Consider the following 20,263-nt stretch of genomic DNA (forward strand, 5'->3'; position numbering starts at 1 on the left):
GGGACCGATATGGCTGATTTCATGACGACCTATGGATGGCCGTTCCTTTGGATCGCCTTCCAAAGCATTTTGCTGATGGTCGTGCTTCTTGTGATCGTCGCCTACATTCTGTACGCGGATCGCAAAATCTGGGCAGCCGTTCAGATCCGCCGCGGTCCGAACGTGGTCGGTCCCTGGGGCTTGCTGCAGAGTTTTGCCGATCTCCTGAAATTTGTTCTGAAGGAACCGGTGATCCCGGACGGCTCCAACAAGATCCTGTTCCTGCTGGCGCCGTTAATCTCGGTTCTGCTGGCGCTGTCGGCCTGGGCGGTCATTCCCGTTGCCGACGGATGGGTCATTGCCAACATCAATGTCGGCGTTCTATTCGTTTTCGCGGTCTCGTCGCTTGAAGTCTACGGCGTGATCATCGGTGGCTGGGCGTCCAACTCGAAATATCCGTTCCTGTCAGCGCTCAGGTCCGCGGCCCAGATGGTTTCCTACGAAGTCTCAATCGGGTTCGTGATCGTCACGGTTCTGCTATGTGCCGGCACACTGAACCTGACCGGTATCGTCGAGGCACAGCAGACGGGTCTGGCGACCATGCTCGGCGTGCCGTGGCTGTCCTTCCTGAACTGGTACTGGCTGCCGCTCTTCCCGATGTTCGTGGTGTTTTTCGTGTCTGCCCTTGCAGAGACGAACCGGCCGCCCTTCGACCTTGCGGAAGCGGAGTCGGAACTCGTTGCCGGTTTCATGGTGGAATATGGCTCCACGCCGTACATGATGTTCATGCTCGGGGAATATGTCGCCATCTGCCTGATGTGCGCGCTGATGACGATTTTCTTCATGGGCGGATGGCTGCCGCCGTTTGATTTCGCTCCGTTCACCTGGGTTCCGGGTGTCGTCTGGTTCATCTTGAAGTGCCTTCTCGGGTTCTTCATGTTCGCGATGGTCAAGGCAATGGTGCCGCGCTACCGCTATGACCAGCTGATGCGCCTGGGCTGGAAAGTGTTCCTGCCGCTGTCGCTGGCGATGGTCGTTGTGGTTGCCGCCGTCCTGATGGCAACCGGCTGGGCACCGGGCGCGGCGTGAGCGTGTCGATTGCCGGTGTGATCGGTGCCGTGGTCGGGCTTTATGTCGGCTGGATCGATTACAGGATCCTGAAGGGAATTCTTCAGGCCTCGGAGATGAAGAACAGACAGGCTGGCGGTGACGGTGGTGCCGCTGCCAGGTACAAGGCGCCCCTCGGCGCACTGATTTTTGGAGTTCCGATAATCGGCTTCCCGGTTATCGGTTATTGGGCCGCCAGCCAGCTGGCTGGTTGATCAAGGAGAGGCAAAAGCGATGGGACTGAACCAGGCCGCCAAATCGCTGTTTCTGCAGGAGTTCGTGTCGGCGTTCTTTTTGGCGATGCGTTACTTTTTCAAACCGAAGCCGACCGTGAACTACCCGTTCGAAAAGGGGCCGGTCAGCCCGCGTTTCCGGGGTGAGCATGCGCTGCGCCGCTACCCGAACGGCGAAGAGCGCTGTATCGCGTGCAAGCTGTGCGAGGCGATCTGCCCCGCGCAGGCGATCACGATCGAGGCAGGTCCGCGCCGTAACGACGGAACGCGGCGGACGACCCGCTACGATATCGATATGGTCAAGTGCATCTATTGCGGCTTCTGCCAGGAAGCCTGCCCGGTGGATGCGATTGTCGAGGGGCCGAATTTCGAGTTCGCCACGGAAACCCGCGAAGAGCTTTACTACGACAAGGAAAAGCTGCTCGCCAACGGGGACCGCTGGGAACGCGAAATCGCGCGCAACATTGAAATGGATGCTCCTTACCGTTAGGAGCTAACCGACGACTTCGGCGCTGGCCCGGCAATCCGGTCGGACCGCGCATCTTCGGCCGGTTCGGCCACACGACAGGCAGGTTCTTGATATGATCCTTAAAGCCCTCTTTTTCTACCTCTTTGCCGGTGTCACGCTGGCGTCTGGGTTAATGGTGATCGCTGCCCGGAACCCGGTGACCTCGGTCCTCTTCCTGATCCTGGCCTTCGTGAATTCTGCCGGACTGTTCGTTTTGCTGGGCGCGGAATACCTCGCGATGCTGCTCGTGGTGGTCTATGTCGGCGCGGTCGCCGTGCTGTTCCTGTTCGTCGTCATGATGCTTGACGTCGACTTTGTCGAATTGCGGCAGGGCTTCCTGCAGTATCTGCCGATCGGCAGTCTGGTCGGCCTGATCCTCATGGTCGAACTGCTGATGGCGCTGGGGGCCTGGTTCATTGCGCCGGGCGTGCTCGGCCAAGGCGCGGAACCAACGCCGGACCTTGCGCAGACAAGCAATATCGAAGCGATCGGCTCGGTGCTCTACACGAAATACATCTACTTCTTCCAGGTGGCGGGCCTGGTGCTGCTGGTGGCGATGATCGGCGCGATCGTGCTGACGCTGCGCCACAAACCGAATGTGAAACGTCAAAGCATTCCGGAACAGGTGGGGCGTACGCGTGAAGCCGCCATCGAGGTCCGCAAGGTGGAGACGGGCAAGGGAATCTGACGCGGGGCTTCCGCGTCACTTGAGAATAGTCCGGAAACCGGCACGCTCCTCCGTGCGGTTCCCGGTTGGGGTAATTGAGGGGAGCACGGCGAGGCGCCCATGGAAATCGGTCTGTCGCATTATCTTTCGGTCGCGGCGATCCTGTTCACAATCGGGATTTTCGGGATCTTTCTGAACAGAAAGAACGTGATTGTCATTCTGATGTCGATCGAATTGCTGCTGCTTTCGGTCAACATCAATTTCGTCGCCTTTTCCTCGTTCCTCGGCGACCTCATGGGACAGATCTTCACGATGCTGGTTCTGACCGTCGCTGCCGCCGAAGCGGCGATCGGGCTGGCGATCCTGGTGGTGTTCCACCGAAACCGCGGCTCCATCGCCGTGGAAGACGTCAACGTGATGAAGGGGTAGGACCTGATGTATTCCGCAATCCTGTTCCTCCCGCTTATCGGCTTCCTGATCGCCGGCCTGTTCGGCCGTGTCATCGGGGACAAAGCCTGCGAATACATCACGAGCGGCCTTGTCATTCTCGCCGCAATCCTCTCCTGGATCACGTTCTTCGGGTTCTGGCTCGGCGGTTCCGAGTTGCAGATTGTCGAACTGTTCCGCTGGATTGATGCCGGCGACCTGAAAGTGGCCTGGTCCATCCGGGTGGACACGCTGACGGCCGTCATGCTGGTCGTTGTCAACACGGTGTCCGCGCTCGTGCATGTCTATTCGATCGGCTATATGCATCACGATCCGCACCGCCCGCGTTTCTTTGCCTACCTGTCGCTGTTCACCTTTGCGATGCTGTCGCTCGTGACGGCCGACAACCTGCTGCAGATGTTCTTCGGCTGGGAAGGCGTGGGGCTGGCGTCCTACCTGCTGATCGGCTTCTGGTACAAGAAGCCGTCCGCGAATGCCGCAGCGATCAAGGCATTCGTCGTCAACCGCGTGGGCGACTTCGGCTTCGCGCTTGGCATCTTCGGGGTCTTCTATCTTTTCCAGACCATCGAGTTCACGACCATCTTCAACGATGCTCCGTCCTTCATCGAGGGCCAGGAGCCGGTCATGAACTTCCTCGGTTACCAGCTCGATCCGCAAGGGGCGATGACCATCGTCTGCCTGCTCCTGTTCATGGGGGCGATGGGTAAGTCGGCGCAATTCCTGCTTCACACCTGGCTGCCTGATGCCATGGAAGGGCCGACACCTGTTTCCGCGCTCATCCATGCCGCGACGATGGTGACCGCAGGCGTGTTCATGGTGGCGCGTCTGTCTCCGCTGATGGAGTTGTCGCAAACGGCGCTGACCGTGATCGTCTTCTTCGGCGCGACAACGGCGTTCTTCGCGGCGACCGTTGGCCTGGTTCAAAACGACATCAAGCGCGTGATTGCCTATTCGACCTGTTCCCAGCTCGGTTACATGTTCGTGGCGCTCGGCGTCGGTGCCTATTCGATCGGCATCTTCCACCTGTTCACGCACGCCTTCTTCAAGGCGCTCTTGTTCCTGTGTGCCGGATCGGTGATCCACGCGGTGTCCGACGAACAGGACATGCGCAAGATGGGTGGGCTCAGGAAGCACATTCCGATCACCTACTGGACGATGATGATCGGCACGCTGGCGCTGACCGGCGTCGGCATTCCGTTCACGCATATCGGCTTCGCCGGGTTCGTGTCGAAAGACGGGATCATCGAGGCGGCCTTTGCGGGCGCTGGCGGCGAGCACGCCAACCCGATGGCACTTTACGGCTTCTGGCTGACCGTCATTGCTGCCGCTCTTACCTCTTTCTACTCCTGGCGACTGACCTTCATGACCTTCCACGGCAAACCGCGCGCACCGGTTGACGTGATGAAGCATGTCCATGAATCGCCATTGGTGATGACCGTGCCGCTGTTCGTTCTGTCGATCGGGGCGGTGCTTGCGGGCATGGTCTTCTACAATTCCTTCTTCTATTCCGAAGACGCCTACACGGCGTTCTGGAACGGGTCTCTGCCTGCGTTCGGCGACCTGCACGTTCTTCACGCCATGCATGATGTTCCGGCGTGGGTGCGCGTCTCGCCCTTCGTCATGATGGTGCTCGGCTTCCTGGTGGCGTACCAGTTCTACATTCGCTCGCCCGAGATGCCCAAGCAGCTCGCAGAGCGGCACCAGGGGCTCTACAAGTTCCTGCTCAACAAGTGGTATTTCGACGAATTGTACGATTTTCTCTTCGTCCGCCCGTCCATGTGGATCGGCCGCGCGCTCTGGAAGAAGGGTGACGGGACCGTGATCGACGGCTTCGGACCGGACGGCATTTCCGCGCGGGTCCAGAACGTCACGTCCTGGGTCGTCCGGCTTCAGACCGGATATCTCTATCACTACGCATTTGCGATGCTGATCGGTGTGGCTGCGCTCATCACCTGGTCGATGTTCACCGGTACTGGCACCGGCGGGGGTGCACACTAATGATCGACTGGCCAATTCTGTCACTCACGACCTTCCTGCCGCTGCTCGGCGTCCTGTTCATCCTCCTGGTGCCGGGCGACGACGAGGGCAGCAAACGAAACATCCGGATGGTGGCCCTGGTCACGACCGGCGTAACGTTCCTGCTGTCGCTGTTCATCTGGGGCAATTTCGACTATGCCAACCCTGGTTTCCAGTTCGTGGAAAACCGCGACTGGCTCGGCGGCGACATCAGCTACAAGATGGGCGTCGACGGCATTTCGGTGCTGTTCGTGATCCTGACGACGTTCCTGATGCCGTTCTGCATTCTCGCGTCCTGGGAGAGCATCCAGAACCGGGTCAAGGAATACATGATCGCGTTCCTGGTGCTGGAAACGCTGATGATCGGTGTCTTCTGCGCGCTCGACCTGTTCGTCTTCTACATCTTCTTCGAGGCCGGCCTCATTCCGATGTTCCTGATCATCGGCGTGTGGGGCGGGAAGCGCCGCGTCTATGCGTCCTACAAGTTCTTCCTGTATACGCTGCTCGGCTCCGTCCTGATGCTGATCGCGATCATGGCGATGTACTGGAATGCGGGCACGACCGACATCGAGAAGCTGCTCGCACACTCGTTCCCGAGCGGCATGCAGACATGGCTCTGGCTGGCCTTCTTTGCCTCCTTTGCCGTGAAAATGCCGATGTGGCCGGTGCACACCTGGCTTCCCGACGCGCATGTGGAAGCACCAACGGCCGGGTCCGTCATCCTGGCGGGTATCCTCCTGAAGCTCGGCGGTTATGGATTTCTGCGGTTCTCGCTGCCGATGTTCCCGATCGCGTCCGACATGTTCGCACCCTTCGTGTTTACTCTGTCGGTGGTGGCGATCATCTACACGTCTCTGGTCGCCCTTGCCCAGGAAGACATCAAGAAGCTGATCGCCTATTCGTCGGTCGCCCACATGGGCTATGTCACCATGGGCATCTTCACGATGACGGAGCAGGGCGTGCAGGGCGGTATCTTCCAGATGCTGTCCCACGGTATCGTCTCCGGCGCGCTGTTCCTGTGTGTCGGCGTGATCTACGACCGGATGCACACGCGCGAGATCTCCGCCTATGGCGGTCTTGTCAACCGGATGCCGAAATACGCGGTGGCCTTCCTGATCTTCACGATGGCCAATGTCGGGCTGCCGGGAACCTCGGGTTTCGTCGGTGAGATCCTGACGCTCATGGGTGCTTTCCAGGTCAATACCTGGGTTGCCTTCCTTGCCACGACGGGCGTCATTCTGTCGGCCGCCTATGCGCTCTATCTCTACCGCCGTGTCGTGTTCGGCGCGCTGGAGAAGGAAAGCCTGAAGTCGATGCTGGACCTGAACCTCAGGGAAAAGGTCATCCTGTTTCCCATGATCATCCTGACCATCTTCTTCGGCTTCTATCCGATGGCGATCCTCGATGTGACGCAAGGGTCGGTGGACAATCTCATCAATCAGTACACTGCAGCGCTCGAAGCGGCCGGGGTAACCCAGCACGCCGCCGCCGCTGCGGCGGCACAATAGGTTTCGAGGACGAGACAGAGCTATGTCAGATGTGAGCCAATTGCCAGATCTCATGCCGGTCTTGCCGGAGATCATCCTCGCCGTCGGAGCCATGGTGCTGCTGATGATCGGAGCATTCGGCGGAAAGGGTGTCAGCTATGTCGTCTTCGGCGGGGCCATGGGCCTGCTCGGAACCGGCTTCCTGGTGCTCATGCTCGTGCCGAGCTTCGGCGAAACCTTCGGCGGATCCTTTGTGCTCGATGATTTCGCCTATCTCCTGAAACTTCTGGTCCTGGCGGGATCGTTCTTTGCCATCGCCATGTCGTGGGCCTATGCCAAGAGCCAGTCCTTCGATCATTTCGAATATCCGATCCTCATCGTTCTCGCCACGCTCGGCATGATGCTGATGCTGTCGGCAAACGACATGATCGCTCTCTACATGGGACTGGAGCTTCAGAGCCTGGCGCTTTACGTCGTTGCGGCGATCAACAGGGACAGTGTGCGGTCCACGGAAGCCGGCCTCAAGTATTTCGTTCTGGGTGCGCTCTCCTCGGGGATGCTGCTTTACGGGATGTCGCTGGTCTACGGTTTCACCGGCCAAATTTCCTTCGCGGCGATCGCCAAGGTGCTGGCGCATGACGGCGCTTCGATTGGTCTCGTGATCGGTCTCACCTTCATCCTGGCGGGCCTTGCCTTCAAAATCTCCGCAGTGCCGTTTCACATGTGGACACCGGATGTCTACGAGGGCGCGCCGACACCGGTCACCGCCTTCCTGGCCGCTGCGCCCAAGGTCGCGGCAATGGGCATGATGGTGCGCATCGTGATCGAGGCGTTTCAGCCGGTTACCAGCGACTGGCAGCAGATCGTTGTCTTCGTCTCGATTGCCTCCATGGCGCTCGGTGCATTTGCCGCGATCGGGCAACGGAACCTGAAACGGCTGATGGCCTATTCGTCCATCGGTCACATGGGGTACGCGCTGGTCGGGCTTTCCGCCGGCACGCAAACCGGTGTCGAAGGCGTCATATTCTACATGATCGCCTATCTCGGCATGACACTCGGGGTATTCGCCTGCATCCTGTCCATGCGGCGCAAGGACGGCATGGTCGAAGAGATTGACGACCTGTCCGGACTGTCGCAGACGAACCTGCCGATGGCCATTCTCCTGGCACTTCTTATGTTCTCTCTGGCAGGTATTCCGCCGCTGGTGGGCTTCTTCGGCAAGTGGTATGTCTTCGTCGCCGCCGTCGAGGCCGGTCTTTACCCGCTCGCCATCATCGGCGTTCTGATGTCCGTGGTCGGGGCCTACTATTATCTCAGGATCGTCAAGGTCATGTTCTTCGACGAACCTGTCGAAGGCTTTGAGGCCATGCCGATGGAGCTGCGCGTCGTGCTGGGTCTGTCGAGCGTGTTCGTCGTTCTGTTCTGGCTGGCTCCGGGACAGGTGGTCAATGCGGCAAGCGCCGCTGCGCAGTCGCTGTTCTGACCGCATTGATGACACGGGACCATCTTGAACGTCCGGCGCCGGGTGCGCCGGACTTTCTGTTTGAAGACCTGGACAGCGTCGGTTCGACCAATGCGCTCTGTTTTGAACGTGCGCGCGCAGGTCATGGAGGCAATCTCTGGATCCGTGCCGCAGAACAGACGGAAGGGCGTGGACGCAGAGGGCGCGACTGGTCGTCTCCGGTCGGCAATCTGTTTGCCAGCCTCCTGCTGATCGATCCGAAACCGGCCGAGCGGATCGGCGAATTGCCGCTCGTGGCAGCGGTGGCTCTTGCCGATGCAGTTGACAAAGCGGCCGGAACACTCCATCTGGTGCAGCTGAAATGGCCGAATGACCTGCTGGTCGATGGAGCGAAGCTCTCAGGCATCCTGCTTGAGGCGGAGATTCTCGCCGACGGCCGTCAGGCGGTCGTTATCGGTTTCGGGGTCAACTGTATCTCCCACCCGCCACTTGCAATGTACCAGGCGACTGATCTGAGGAGCCTGGGGTTCCAGGTGTCTGCCGAGCGCATGTTCGAGGCTCTGGCGTCGTCCTTTTCGGTGCATCTTGGCACTTGGCGGGAACCTGGGGGATTTCAACAGACCCGGAAGAACTGGCTCGATCGGGCGGCCCATCTGGGCAAAGAGATTTCCGTAAAAACAGCCAGAGAAGAAATTTCCGGCATTTTTGCCGATCTGGATGCGCACGGCCATCTGGTCCTCAAGCAGGATGACGGCGGCGTACGCACCCTCTATGCAGGCGATGTTTTCTTTCCCGGCGACTGACGTCCGGCGAACCGCCTGCTCCAAGGTTTGAAGGAGCAATCCATGGCTTCGGCCAACAAGAACAAAAACGAAATCGTGTTCCTGCCGCTTGGCGGCGTCGGTGAAATCGGTATGAATCTCGGTCTCTACGGCTATGGCCCGGAACATGACCGGACATGGCTTATCGTCGATTGCGGGGTGAGTTTTGCAGGACCGGACCTGCCCGGGATCGACGTGATCCTCCCCGACATCAAGTTTCTCGAAGACGAGGTCGACAATATTGCCGGCATGGTCATCACCCATGCGCACGAAGACCACTACGGCGGCATTCTGCACCTATGGCCATTCCTGAAGGTTCCGGTTTACGCAACTGCGTTCACTGCCGGGCTCCTGGCCGCAAAGGCCGAGAGCGAGCCAGGCGCGGAGGAGGTGCCGGTCACGATTGTCAAACAGGGCGAACGGCACGAGATCGGTCCGTTCGATGTCGAATTCGTTGCGATGGCGCATTCGATCCCCGAACCCTGCGCCCTGGCGATCCGGACACCGGCCGGCCTGGTTCTGCACACCGGCGACTGGAAAATCGATCCGACACCGGGCGTCGGTCTGCCCATCGATCTGGACCGATTGGCGGAGATCGGCCGGGAAGGCGTGATGGCGCTGGTCTGCGACAGCACCAACGCGGTGCGTGACGGTATCAGTCCCAGCGAACGGGATGTCGCCGCCGAACTGAAAAAGGTGATTGCCGGGGCCAAGCAACGTGTCGCCGTGACGACCTTCGCGTCCAACGTCGCGCGGATCCGCGCCGTTGCCGAAGCGGCGGCGGCCAATGGACGCGACGTCGTAATCGTCGGGCGGTCGATGCATCGGGTGATCGCGGTGGCAAGCGAACTCGGCTACATGGACGGGCTGCCGCAGTTTCACGACGAAGAGGCATTCGGCTATCTGCCCAGGAACAAGACGGTGCTCCTGTGCACCGGGTCGCAAGGCGAAAGCCGGGCCGCGCTTGCCCGTATCGCGGCAGGGGACCATCGCAACGTGGCGCTATCCCGGGACGACACCGTCATATTTTCCTCGCGCACCATTCCTGGAAACGAGAAGGCGGTTGCCGAGGTGCTCAACAATCTCGCCGACAACGACATCAACATCGTCACGGACAGGGATGCGCTCGTGCATGTCTCCGGCCATCCGCGCCGGGGCGAGCTGGAACAGTTATACAAAGTGCTCAACCCGAAAGTCGTGCTTCCCGTTCACGGCGAGCCGTTGCATCTTGCCGCGCATGCCGCGTTTGCGAAGGAACAGGGAGTTCCGGAAGTGGTCCGCGGCAAGAACGGGGACATCATACGCCTGAACGCAGGAAGGGCAGCTGTGATCGACGAGGCGCCGTCGGGCATTCTGGTCAAGGACGGAAGCGTTCTCGACGACCCGGAGGTCACCGGCGTGAAAGAGAGGCGCAAGCTTTCGTTTGCCGGCGCGGCCATCGTGGCGCTCGTGGTCAATCGGGCCGGAGACCTGTTGAGCGATCCGGATGTTGCGCTGATGGGTTTGCCGGACACGGACGACGATGGCGAACCGATGGAAGACATTGTCATCAAGGCCGTGATCGGTGCGGTGACAAGCATTCCGAAGGCGCGGCGCAAGGACAAGGACCTTGTCGGTGAAGCGGCCCGGCGGGCAGCGCGTTCCGAGATACTCGACGTGTGGGGCAAAAAGACGCTCTGCAAGGTTATGGTGACCCAACTATAATCCAGTGCGTGGCCTCCGGGCTGCGTCTGCGTGAAGGAGCTGAAATGATCGGACGATTGAACCATGTTGCCATTGCGGTCTCGGATATCGAGGCGGCGACGGCTGTCTATCGCGATACGCTCGGTGCGGTGGTTTCGGGAAAGGAAGAGCAGCCCGACCACGGCGTCAGCACCGTTTTCATCAATCTGCCGAACACCAAGATCGAATTGCTGGAGCCGCTCGGCGACAATTCACCGATTGCCAAGTTCCTGGAAAAGAACCCGTCAGGCGGCATTCACCACGTGTGTTACGAGGTGGATGATATCCTCGCAGCCCGGGACAAGCTTGTCGCTGACGGTGCACGGGTGCTTGGCGACGGCGAACCGAAGATCGGTGCGCATGGCAAACCCGTCCTGTTCCTGCATCCGAAGGACTTCCTCGGTACGCTGACCGAGCTGGAAGAGGCTTGATTGATGTCGGTCGCGTTTGGCATGGCCATCTTTTTCATGATTTGGTGGATCATCCTGTTTGCTATCCTGCCTTTCGGTCTTCACAGGACGCAGGAAGAGGCCGGGGACATTGTCCCCGGGAGTGAGCCGAGCGCACCGCACAAGCCGCAATTCCTGAAGGTCATTGTTCTGACGACTGTGATTGCAGCCGTGGTGTTCGGTGCCTATCTGGCCTTGCGGCAATCCGGATACGGTCTCGACGACATTCCGTTCTTCAAGCCGCCAAGCACCAGAGCGGGTTAGCCGCTGTTTCGACCTGTTTCCATTCACAGGTGAATATAAAAACGGCCCTCGATGAGGGCCGTTTGCTTTAGATCAGGTGTTTTGTAAAAAAGGATCCGGTTTACTGGCCTCGTCTTCTGCGCATTCCCATGAAGCCCAAAAGACCCAGACCTCCGGCAAGAAGAGGCAATGCCGCCGGAACCGGGACGGGTGTCGCACCGTACAGAATGTCGATCGAGGTGGACGCCAGCATATTGCCGTTCTGCGAAGCAGACAGGTTGATAGTGTAAAGGCCTTCGGCTTGCGGATCGACGATTCCCGGGAAAAGCGTACTGAACCCGAGGTTCCAGGAATTCTGCGCGACGTTGAAAGTTCCGACGATTGCAGAATAGAGCAAAGCGTTCGAGACACCTGCACCGTTTGCCGTCGAATTGTTGCCCAGTGCGTGGTCCGCAAAAGGTTGGTTGATGGGATCGAAGGACTGGAAGTTTGTTCCCGCACTCGGGTCCATGTCTACCTGCAACAGGTAGGTCAGGTCGGTCAGATTGCGCGATCCCGTGCCCGACACATCCGAGTTAATCGAAAATTCGAAGTTGAACGCAGAGCGATTTGCAGGCGCATTGCTGGATGCAGGCGAGAAAGTATACGTGTGGTCGCCATCATAATTGAACGTGTTTTCAGGCAGGCCGGCGCTGTTGTAACGCACCTTGCCACGCAGACCCAATTCGACATTGTTGGTGTTCACGCCGGTGAAAGATCCATTTGCGTTGCCACTGCCGAAAATGACGTCAGGCGTCACCAGGCCTGTTCCATTGACAGGGCCCGCAAGGGCAGGTGCACTCATGAGCGTGACTGCCGTCAGCAATGCAGCCGGTCTTAAAAGATTGCGAATCATCAAATCCCCCACTTTGTCAAAATTATCGATCCAATCTAGGTAGGATCTATAGATAATTTATGACATGCGTCAACTCTCGGTTAACCATGTTGGCGCTCTTGCACGAATAAAGCGAAGACGCATTTTCTTTGGCGGGGTTGTGGGATCCGGTGAAGCGGAGCCGAATTTTGGTGGGCGGGGAATCGAACGGATCTCACTGAAAAAGAAAAAGGCAGAGCGAGCTCTGCCTTTGATGAGTTCCGCGTCTAAACTGACCCCCGTTCCCTGGCCGGTTGTTTGACAACCTGGCTGGGCGGCTGCGGATCTTGCGATGCGCCAGAAGGTCCTTCCTCCCAAGACTCAGACCGCGATGTCCTTGAGCATCCTAGCATTTCTGCTGAAGCATCTTTTTGTTATTGAAATGGAACCTAGCGGAACAATTCGCGCTTGTCACCTGTTTGTCGTAAAGAGCCTATTTTTTTTGCTTGCCTAATTGATCCGCATGGTAATTGGTTCACCAGTTGCCCGAAAAGGCCGGTCAATTAAGACGGCAAACGAACGGAACTGCCACGCTTTTGTCCATTCGATAAAGCAAGGATTGCAAAACCAGGTGTGGTTCAGCCAAGGGACTTGTTTTTAGGCGCAGCATGCGGTTTGACTGCGCATAATTCGAGCTATTCGCCAATCCGAGAGAACATAATGCGTCTGTCCAGATACTTTCTGCCGATCCTGAAAGAGACACCCAAAGAGGCCGAGATCGTCTCACACCGCCTGATGCTGCGCGCAGGCATGATCCGGCAGCAGTCTGCCGGCATCTATTCCTGGCTGCCGCTCGGTTTCAAGGTTCTGCGCAAGATCGAAAGCATCGTCGAGGAAGAGCAGGCGCGGGCAGGTGCCATTCAGCTTCTGATGCCGACGATACAATCTGCCGATCTGTGGCGCGAGAGCGGCCGTTATGACGCCTATGGCAAGGAAATGCTGCGCATAACCGACAGGCACGAGCGTGACATGCTGTTCGGACCGACGAACGAGGAGATGATCACCGATATCTTCCGGGGTTATGTCCGCTCCTACAAGGATCTGCCGCTCAACCTCTACCACATCCAGTGGAAATTCCGGGACGAAGTGCGTCCGCGGTTCGGGATCATGCGCGGACGCGAGTTCCTGATGAAGGACGCCTATTCCTTCGATCTCGACAAGGAAGCGGCGCGGCACGCCTATAACCGCATGTTCGTGGCCTACCTGCGAACCTTCGATCGCATGGGTCTGAAGGCGATCCCGATGAAGGCGGAAACCGGACCGATCGGCGGAGACATGAGCCACGAGTTCATCATTCTGGCCGACACCGGGGAAAGCGAAGTCTTCTGCGACAAGTCTCTGCTGGAGTTGCCGATACCGGAGGAAGGGACCGACTTCTTTTCCGATCTCACGCCGATCGTGACACGCTGGACGACGCCCTACGCTGCGACTGACGAGATGCATGATGCGGCCGCATTCGAACAGCTTGCCGAAGCAGACCGGGTGTCCGCACGCGGCATCGAGGTCGGCCATATCTTTTATTTCGGAACCAAGTATTCCGACGCCATGGGGGCGAAGGTCGCGACAGCCGAAGGCACCGAGGTGCCGGTACACATGGGGTCCTACGGCGTGGGTGTTTCCCGCCTTCTTGGCGCCCTGATTGAAGCGAATCATGACGACAACGGAATCATCTGGCCGAAGTCCGTTGCACCGTTCCATGTTGGGCTGGTCAATCTGAAACCGGGTGACGCGTTGACCGACGGCGTTTCGGAAGACCTCTACGCCAAACTCGAGACCGCGGGTGTGGAAGTCCTCTATGACGACACCGACACACGCGCCGGCGCGAAATTTGCCACGATGGATCTGATCGGACTGCCGTACCAGGTGGTTGCCGGTCCGAGAGGACTGAAGGACGGTCTTCTGGAAGTGAAGGAGCGTTCAACTGGGGAAAAGAAAATGATGACCCCGGAAGCCGCTCTCAACAAGCTGACGTCGGCATTGACGGAATAAGCCGGTGCGGTGATCCTTTGAACGGGGATTCGGTTGCACCATTCGCGGCCGGCTGGGCATTGCTGAAGTGGAAGTGTGATGACGACAGCAGACATGGCGGATGTTGGCGACGGCCAGACGACGGCAACACCGACACGGCCTTTTTCCACCTTCGAATGGATGATCGCGGGGCGCTATCTGCGGTCGAGACGGCGGGAAACCTTCATCTCCGTGATCGCCGGTTTCTCGTTTGCCGGGATCATGCTCGGCGTCGCCACGCTTATCATCGTCATGGCGGTGATGAACGGGTTCCGCTCGGAGCTGCTGGACAAGATCCTCGGCATCAACGGGCACATGCTCGTTCAGCCCATCGACATGCCGCTCAACGACTATGACGCCATTTCGGAGCGTCTCGAAGGTGTTCCGGACGTCGTTGCCGCGTTTCCGTTTATCGAGGGACAGGCCCTCGTGTCCGGTCCTGCAGGCAATCTCGGGGCGCTCGTGCGCGGTGTCTACGAAAGCGATCTTCGCCGGATGCCGCTTGTGGCCGACAATATCAGTCCCGGCAGCATTGACGGGTTCGATGCGGGCGAGGGTGTGGTCATCGGCACACGCATGGCGCAACAGCTCGGCCTGACGGTCGGCGACAACATCACGATCATTTCACCCAGAGGCAGTGTCACGCCGATGGGGGTCACACCGCGCGTCAAGGCGTATCCGGTGTCGGCCATTTTCGAGATCGGCATGAGTGAATACGACGCCACGTTCCTGTTCATGCCTCTGGAAGAGGCCCAAGCCTACTTCAACATGGGGGATCGAGCGACCGGCGTCGAGATCTATGTGGTCGATCCGGACAGCGTCAACGTGATGCGCAACGCCATCGAGGAGGGGGCGGCACGGCCGACGCTGGTCACCGACTGGACACAGCGCAACGCGACGTTCTTCTCGGCGCTTGAAGTCGAGCGCAACGTGATGTTCATCATCCTGACGCTGATTGTCCTTGTTGCGGCCCTGAACATCATCTCCGGACTGATCATGCTCGTGAAGGACAAGGGCAGGGACATCGCCATCCTGCGGACGATGGGGGCGACCCGGGGCGCCATCATGAGGATCTTCCTGATCACGGGAGCGAGCATCGGCTGTGTCGGCACCCTTGCCGGTTTTTTCCTCGGGCTGATCGTGTGTCTCAATATCGAGAGCATCCGGCAATTCGTTTCCTGGCTGACATCGACCCAGCTTTTTGATCCGACGCTCTATTTCCTGTCGAAACTTCCTGCCGAAATAGACAGCGGCGAAACGATCACGGTGTTGCTGATGGCGCTCGCCCTTTCGCTTCTGGCAACCTTGTACCCGGCGTGGCGTGCGGCCCGCCTCGATCCGGTCGAGGCGCTCAGGTATGAGTGAGGAACGGGAGGTGGACATGGCCGTGGACACGGACGCCGGACCCGGCACTCAGCATGCCGCCGTGGAACTATCCGGCATCGTCAGAAGCTTCGACGAGGGTGACAGGAAGCTGCATATCCTAAGGGGCGCGGATCTCAGGATCGAGGCCGGGGAGATGGTCGCCCTGGTCGCCCCGTCAGGAACCGGCAAATCCACGTTGCTGCATATCGCCGGATTGCTGGAACGACCCGATGAGGGCGACGTGTTTCTGGGGCCGGTCAACTGCTCCGATCTGTCCGACGACGAACGGACGGCGATCCGGCGCAACGACATCGGCTTCGTGTACCAGTTCCATCATCTTCTGCCAGAGTTCACGGCGCAGGAAAACGTCATGATGCCGCAAATGATCCGGGGCCTGGCCAGGAAAGTTGCAGCCGAACGTGCCGATGAGCTGCTCGCCTACCTGCGGCTTGGGGACAGGGGGAGCCACAGACCCTCGGAGCTTTCCGGCGGTGAACAGCAGCGCGTCGCCGTCGCAAGGGCCGTCGCGAATGCGCCCCGCATTCTGTTGCTCGACGAGCCGACGGGCAATCTTGATCCCAACACGGCAAACTACGTGTTCGAAGCGCTTTCGGCACTCGTTCGCGCCTCGGGCGTGGCGACACTTTTTGCAACGCATAACCTGGAACTCGCAGGACGGATGGACCGGGCGATCACGCTGGAAGACGGGCTAGTGAAAGACCTCGAGACGATTGGCTGAGGTTCGCAGGCGCGGGGTTCTGCCGTTTTCACGGCATTGAGAACAAATCAAATACACGCTGTTTAAAATTGTGGCACACCTGTGGCGGGTGGCGTGAACAAAAAGTGCTTGCAAAAGGAACAAAAATGGAACATTGTGTTGATATTCAAGAGCAAGACGTTGGAGGACGACATGATCCATATCGCTCGTGATTTTGCAGCATTTGCTTCCCTGGTCTGTTTCTGCACGACACTCGCCGTTTGGGGTGATGTCCTTTTCGCGGCTGCCTGATCTGGCTGTCAGGCAAGTTCGCGTGGCCGGTGCCGGCAAATGGACCGGTGGACGATCTTTCCAAAATCAATGACCGCGGTGTGCCGGCGAAGAAGAACGGGCACAACTCTGACTGCGTCTCGACAGCAGCAGAAAGACGAGATTGACTAGGCTCTGATTCCAGTAACAGAAAAGAGCCTCGGCATGTCCGTGACATCAGGTGGATCCGTACAGTCTGAAAGCACGCCGGTGGCCGGTGGACCCGGTTCGGGTGGCCCGGATTTCGTGCACTTGAGAGTGCACTCCGCGCTGTCGCTCCTCGAAGGAGCGTTGCCGATCAAGAAACTTCTTGAACTGGCGAAAGACGACGGCCAGCCGGCGCTCGCCGTCGCAGATACCAACAATCTTTTCGGTGCCCAGGAGTTTTCCTCAAAAGCCTGGGGGGCCGGTATTCAGCCGATCACCGCGTGTCAGCTGTCCGTCTTCTTCGATGATGGTCTGGAAAGCGCGCGCCGGGGTGAAATCGCGCTCGCCGACGTCGTGCTGATCGCGATGACCGAACACGGTTACGGCAATCTGATGGAACTGACCTCCCGGGCGTTCCTCGACACCGAGACCGGCTTGAAACCGCATGTCTCGGCGGAGTATCTGTTTTCCAAGTCGGAAGACCTGATCGTTCTGACCGGCGGGCATTTGGGCCCGGTGGGAGCAGCGCTGTTAGCCGGGCAGAAGGCGATCGCCCGGACCCGTCTCCAGAAATTGTCGACGGCGTTTTCCGGCCGCTGCTACGTCGAGATCCAGCGGCACGGGATGGAAGATCAGCGCAAGACGGAAGACGCGTTTCTGGAGCTTGCCTACGAGCACGGCCTGCCGGTGGCCGCGACCAACGAGCCTTTTTTTGCGAAGCGCGAAGACTATGAGGCGCATGATGCCTTGATCTGCATCTCCGAGGGTCGTGTTCTCATCGAAGAAGACCGCAGACGCCTCACGCCGGAACACTATTTCAAGAGCCGCGCTGAAATGTGCGCTCTTTTTTCAGATTTGCCCGAAGCGCTCTCCGCAACGGTCGAGATCGCGCAAAGGTGCAGTTTCCGGCCGGAGCGCCGGGCACCGATCCTTCCGCGTTTCACCGATGCGGATGCGGACCCGGAAGCGGCCGAGCAGGCCGAGGCGGACGAACTCAAGCGCCAGGCCCGAGAAGGGCTGCGCGCACGGCTCGATGAACATGGTCTGGCTCCTGGACTTGAGGAAAAGGACTATTGGGAGCGGCTCGACTACGAAACCGGCATTATCGAGCGCATGAAGTTTCCGGGATACTTCCTGATCGTTGCCGACTTCATCAAGTGGGCCAAGGCGAAGGATATCCCGGTCGGTCCGGGCCGCGGGTCTGGTGCCGGGTCACTTGTCGCGTGGTCGCTGACGATCACCGATCTCGACCCGATGCGGTTCTCGCTGCTTTTCGAGCGCTTTCTCAATCCCGAGCGTGTCTCGATGCCGGATTTCGACATCGACTTCTGCCAGAGCCGGCGTGAAGAAGTCATCCGCTACGTTCAGGAGAAATACGGCCGCCAGCAGGTCGCGCAGATCATTACCTTCGGTTCGCTTCAGGCGCGCGCCGTGCTCCGGGATGTCGGCCGCGTGCTTCAGATGCCCTATGGCCAGGTCGACCGGCTTTGCAAGCTGGTTCCGGCTAACCCGGCCAATCCGGTGACGCTTGCCCAGGCAATCGCGGACGAACCGCGGCTGAGCGAGGCGGCACGGGAAGAGGAAATCGTCGAAAGACTGCTCTCCATGGCCCAGAAGCTGGAGGGCCTCTACAGGCATGCGTCGACGCATGCTGCCGGCGTCGTGATCGGCGATCGCCCGCTGGAACAGCTTGTGCCGCTCTATCGCGACCCGCGTTCGGACATGCCGGTCGCGCAGTTCAACATGAAGATGGTCGAAGATGCGGGCCTGGTGAAGTTCGACTTTCTCGGCCTGAAGACACTGACGGTGATCGACACGGCCGTGGCCCTGATCGAGCGGCGCGGTGTCACGGTGGATGTCGCCGGTCTGCCGATCGACGATACCGGGACCTACGAGTTGCTCGCGCGCGGTGAAACCTTCGGCGTGTTCCAGCTGGAAAGCCAGGGAATGCGTCGGGCAATCGCGGGCATGAAGCCGGACAGGTTCGAGGACATCATCGCGCTCGTGGCGCTGTATCGTCCCGGACCGATGGAGAACATTCCCGTCTACAACGCAGTCAAGCACGGTGAACAGGAGCCGGACTGCCTGCATCCGCTCCTCGAACCGATCCTGATGGAGACGAACGGGATCATCGTCTACCAGGAACAGGTCATGCAGATCGCGCAGGTGCTGTCCGGCTATTCGCTCGGAGAGGCCGACCTTCTGCGCCGCGCCATGGGCAAGAAGATCGCGGCGGAAATGGAAGTCCAGAGAGCGCGTTTCGTCGACGGTGCGGTCGAGCGCGGCATCAACAAGAGCCAGGCCGGAACGATTTTCGATCTCGTCGCGAAATTCGCGAATTACGGCTTCAACAAATCACACGCGGCCGCCTATGCGCTTGTCTCCTATCATACCGCCTGGCTGAAGGCGAACCACCCGGTCGAGTTCATGGCAGCTTCAATGACGCTGGATCTCGGTAACACTGACAAGCTTGGTGATTTCCGCCAGGAGGCCCGGCGGATGAAGATCGAGATCGTGCCACCGTCGATCAACCGCAGCGGTGTGGTCTTCGATGTTTCGGACGGGAAGATCCTTTACGCAATGGGCGCGATCAAGGGCGTTGGTGAACAGGCGGTCGAGCATATCGTCGACATGCGCGGGGATACGCCGTTCAAGAGCCTTGGCGACTTTGCCCGCCGGATCTCGCCGAAGTTCCTCAACAAGCGAACTCTTGAGAACCTTGTCGCCGCCGGTGCGTTCGATGAACTCGAGCCGGATCGGGCCCGCGTGTTCGAGGGGATCGACCGGATCATGGGATTGGCCCAACGGACCGAGGAGAACAGGACGCTCGGTCAGGACGAACTGTTCGGCGGAAGCGACAGCGAAGAGCCCCTGCAGCTTGACGAGGTGCTCAGCTGGACCAATGACGAGAAACTCCAGCGCGAGCACGCGGCGATCGGCTTCTATCTGTCGGCGCACCCGATCGATGAATATGCGAAGGTGCTGGAAAAGATGCGCGCGCAGCCCTGGACCCAGTTTGCCGACGCGGTCAAGCAGGGGGCGTCGCATGGACGGCTCGCTGGAACGGTCATTTCGCTTCAGGAACGCAAGACGCGCACCGGGACAAGAATGGGAATCGCGCGGCTTTCGGATGCCAGCGGCCAATACGAGGCACTGCTGTTCCGGGAAAAACTTGAGCAGTTCCGGGACGTCCTGCAGCCGGGACGATCGGTCGTTGTCCTTGTCGGCGCCGACATGAGAGACGAGGAGCCGTCCTTGCGCGTCGAGCAGGTCGACCCGATCGACAAGGTCGCGGCGCGACTGCAAAAGAGCATGCGTGTGTTTGTGCGCGATGAACGCCCGATACAGAGCCTTGCACGGCAGCTTACGGTGCGAGGCGAGGGCGATGTCACGGTGATCGTGCTGCTTGAGAACGGCTCGCGAGAGGTCGAAGTGAAGTTGCCGGGCCGATTCCGGTTGTCTCCGGAAATCGCCGGTGCCCTAAAGGCAGTGCCGGGCGTGACGGATGTGCAAATGGCGTGAACCTGCGGACCTGGTAGGTCCAGCAGGTCGTTGTTGCGGGGGCTGCGCGGCGATACCAGCCGCAGTGTGCCGGATGTCATGCGCCGATTGCCGCTATCTCCGTTCTATTGAGAAATTAAGAAAACCTGAAATGGAAACAAA

At 59.4% G+C, this 20,263-nt stretch carries 17 protein-coding genes; 16 read left to right on the plus strand and 1 reads right to left on the minus strand.

Annotated elements, in window-relative coordinates:
- The first annotated feature begins 9 nt into the window (after positions 1 to 9).
- The 12 genes from nuoH (at position 10) to ACO08A_RS24265 (ending at position 11,162) form a co-directional block, all read left to right on the plus strand.
- Complete coding sequence (gene nuoH / locus ACO08A_RS24210) at positions 10 to 1,068, plus strand: NADH-quinone oxidoreductase subunit NuoH (RefSeq protein ID WP_319382328.1); 1,059 nt, start codon at positions 10 to 12, stop codon at positions 1,066 to 1,068.
- On the plus strand, positions 1,065 to 1,301 hold the full coding sequence (locus ACO08A_RS24215; protein WP_421983203.1) for a hypothetical protein: 237 nt from the start codon (positions 1,065 to 1,067) through the stop codon (positions 1,299 to 1,301). The genes nuoH and ACO08A_RS24215 overlap by 4 nt, the downstream gene beginning before the upstream one ends.
- Positions 1,302 to 1,320: 19 nt before the next feature.
- Positions 1,321 to 1,809 carry an NADH-quinone oxidoreductase subunit NuoI gene (gene nuoI, locus ACO08A_RS24220; RefSeq protein ID WP_306143737.1) on the plus strand — a complete coding sequence of 163 codons (489 nt, stop codon included), beginning with the start codon at positions 1,321 to 1,323 and terminating at the stop codon, positions 1,807 to 1,809.
- Positions 1,810 to 1,900: 91 nt separating this feature from the next.
- Positions 1,901 to 2,515, plus strand: coding sequence for an NADH-quinone oxidoreductase subunit J (locus ACO08A_RS24225; RefSeq protein ID WP_319382326.1), 615 nt, complete (start codon positions 1,901 to 1,903; stop codon positions 2,513 to 2,515).
- A gap of 99 nt (positions 2,516 to 2,614) precedes the next feature.
- Entirely contained in the window at positions 2,615 to 2,923 is a 309-nt protein-coding gene (nuoK, locus tag ACO08A_RS24230; RefSeq protein ID WP_029063407.1) for an NADH-quinone oxidoreductase subunit NuoK, read from the plus strand.
- Positions 2,924 to 2,929: 6 nt separating this feature from the next.
- Positions 2,930 to 4,939 (plus strand): NADH-quinone oxidoreductase subunit L, encoded by a 2,010-nt coding sequence (nuoL, locus tag ACO08A_RS24235; protein WP_422038439.1) that lies wholly within the window; start codon positions 2,930 to 2,932, stop codon positions 4,937 to 4,939.
- Positions 4,939 to 6,465, plus strand: a complete 1,527-nt coding sequence (locus ACO08A_RS24240; RefSeq protein ID WP_421983200.1) for an NADH-quinone oxidoreductase subunit M — start codon at positions 4,939 to 4,941, stop codon at positions 6,463 to 6,465. The genes nuoL and ACO08A_RS24240 overlap by 1 nt, the downstream gene beginning before the upstream one ends.
- 22 nt (positions 6,466 to 6,487) lie before the next feature.
- Positions 6,488 to 7,927 (plus strand): NADH-quinone oxidoreductase subunit NuoN, encoded by a 1,440-nt coding sequence (nuoN, locus tag ACO08A_RS24245; protein WP_422038440.1) that lies wholly within the window; start codon positions 6,488 to 6,490, stop codon positions 7,925 to 7,927.
- 8 nt (positions 7,928 to 7,935) lie between these two features.
- A complete protein-coding gene (locus ACO08A_RS24250; protein WP_422038442.1) occupies positions 7,936 to 8,709 on the plus strand; it encodes a biotin--[acetyl-CoA-carboxylase] ligase in 774 nt (257 codons plus the stop codon).
- A gap of 42 nt (positions 8,710 to 8,751) precedes the next feature.
- Positions 8,752 to 10,431 (plus strand): ribonuclease J, encoded by a 1,680-nt coding sequence (locus ACO08A_RS24255; RefSeq protein WP_422038443.1) that lies wholly within the window; start codon positions 8,752 to 8,754, stop codon positions 10,429 to 10,431.
- A 44-nt stretch (positions 10,432 to 10,475) separates the two neighbouring features.
- Positions 10,476 to 10,880: a methylmalonyl-CoA epimerase gene (gene mce, locus ACO08A_RS24260; RefSeq protein WP_421983196.1), complete on the plus strand. Its 405-nt coding sequence runs from the start codon at positions 10,476 to 10,478 to the stop codon at positions 10,878 to 10,880.
- Positions 10,881 to 10,883: 3 nt separating this feature from the next.
- Positions 10,884 to 11,162, plus strand: a complete 279-nt coding sequence (locus ACO08A_RS24265; protein ID WP_422038444.1) for a DUF1467 family protein — start codon at positions 10,884 to 10,886, stop codon at positions 11,160 to 11,162.
- Between the two features lie 100 nt (positions 11,163 to 11,262).
- Here ACO08A_RS24265 and ACO08A_RS24270 read toward each other — a convergent pair whose 3' ends face one another.
- Complete coding sequence (locus ACO08A_RS24270) at positions 11,263 to 11,985, minus strand: hypothetical protein (RefSeq protein WP_422038445.1); 723 nt, start codon at positions 11,983 to 11,985, stop codon at positions 11,263 to 11,265.
- A 729-nt stretch (positions 11,986 to 12,714) separates the two neighbouring features.
- Between ACO08A_RS24270 and proS the strand changes: the two genes are divergently transcribed.
- The 4 genes from proS to dnaE all read left to right on the plus strand — a co-directional run bounded on the left by proS (position 12,715) and on the right by dnaE (position 20,122).
- The gene (gene proS, locus ACO08A_RS24275) at positions 12,715 to 14,043 is read left to right on the plus strand and encodes a proline--tRNA ligase (protein WP_422038446.1); all 1,329 of its coding nucleotides are present in this window, start codon (positions 12,715 to 12,717) and stop codon (positions 14,041 to 14,043) included.
- A gap of 78 nt (positions 14,044 to 14,121) precedes the next feature.
- Positions 14,122 to 15,426 carry a lipoprotein-releasing ABC transporter permease subunit gene (locus tag ACO08A_RS24280; protein WP_422038447.1) on the plus strand — a complete coding sequence of 435 codons (1,305 nt, stop codon included), beginning with the start codon at positions 14,122 to 14,124 and terminating at the stop codon, positions 15,424 to 15,426.
- Between the two features lie 16 nt (positions 15,427 to 15,442).
- A complete protein-coding gene (locus tag ACO08A_RS24285; protein ID WP_422041802.1) occupies positions 15,443 to 16,165 on the plus strand; it encodes an ABC transporter ATP-binding protein in 723 nt (240 codons plus the stop codon).
- Between the two features lie 453 nt (positions 16,166 to 16,618).
- On the plus strand, positions 16,619 to 20,122 hold the full coding sequence (gene dnaE / locus ACO08A_RS24290; protein ID WP_422038448.1) for a DNA polymerase III subunit alpha: 3,504 nt from the start codon (positions 16,619 to 16,621) through the stop codon (positions 20,120 to 20,122).
- Positions 20,123 to 20,263 lie beyond the last annotated feature (141 nt).

The sequence above is a fragment of the Roseibium sp. genome (assembly GCF_965232425.1).
In the GTDB taxonomy this organism is placed as follows: domain Bacteria; phylum Pseudomonadota; class Alphaproteobacteria; order Rhizobiales; family Stappiaceae; genus Roseibium.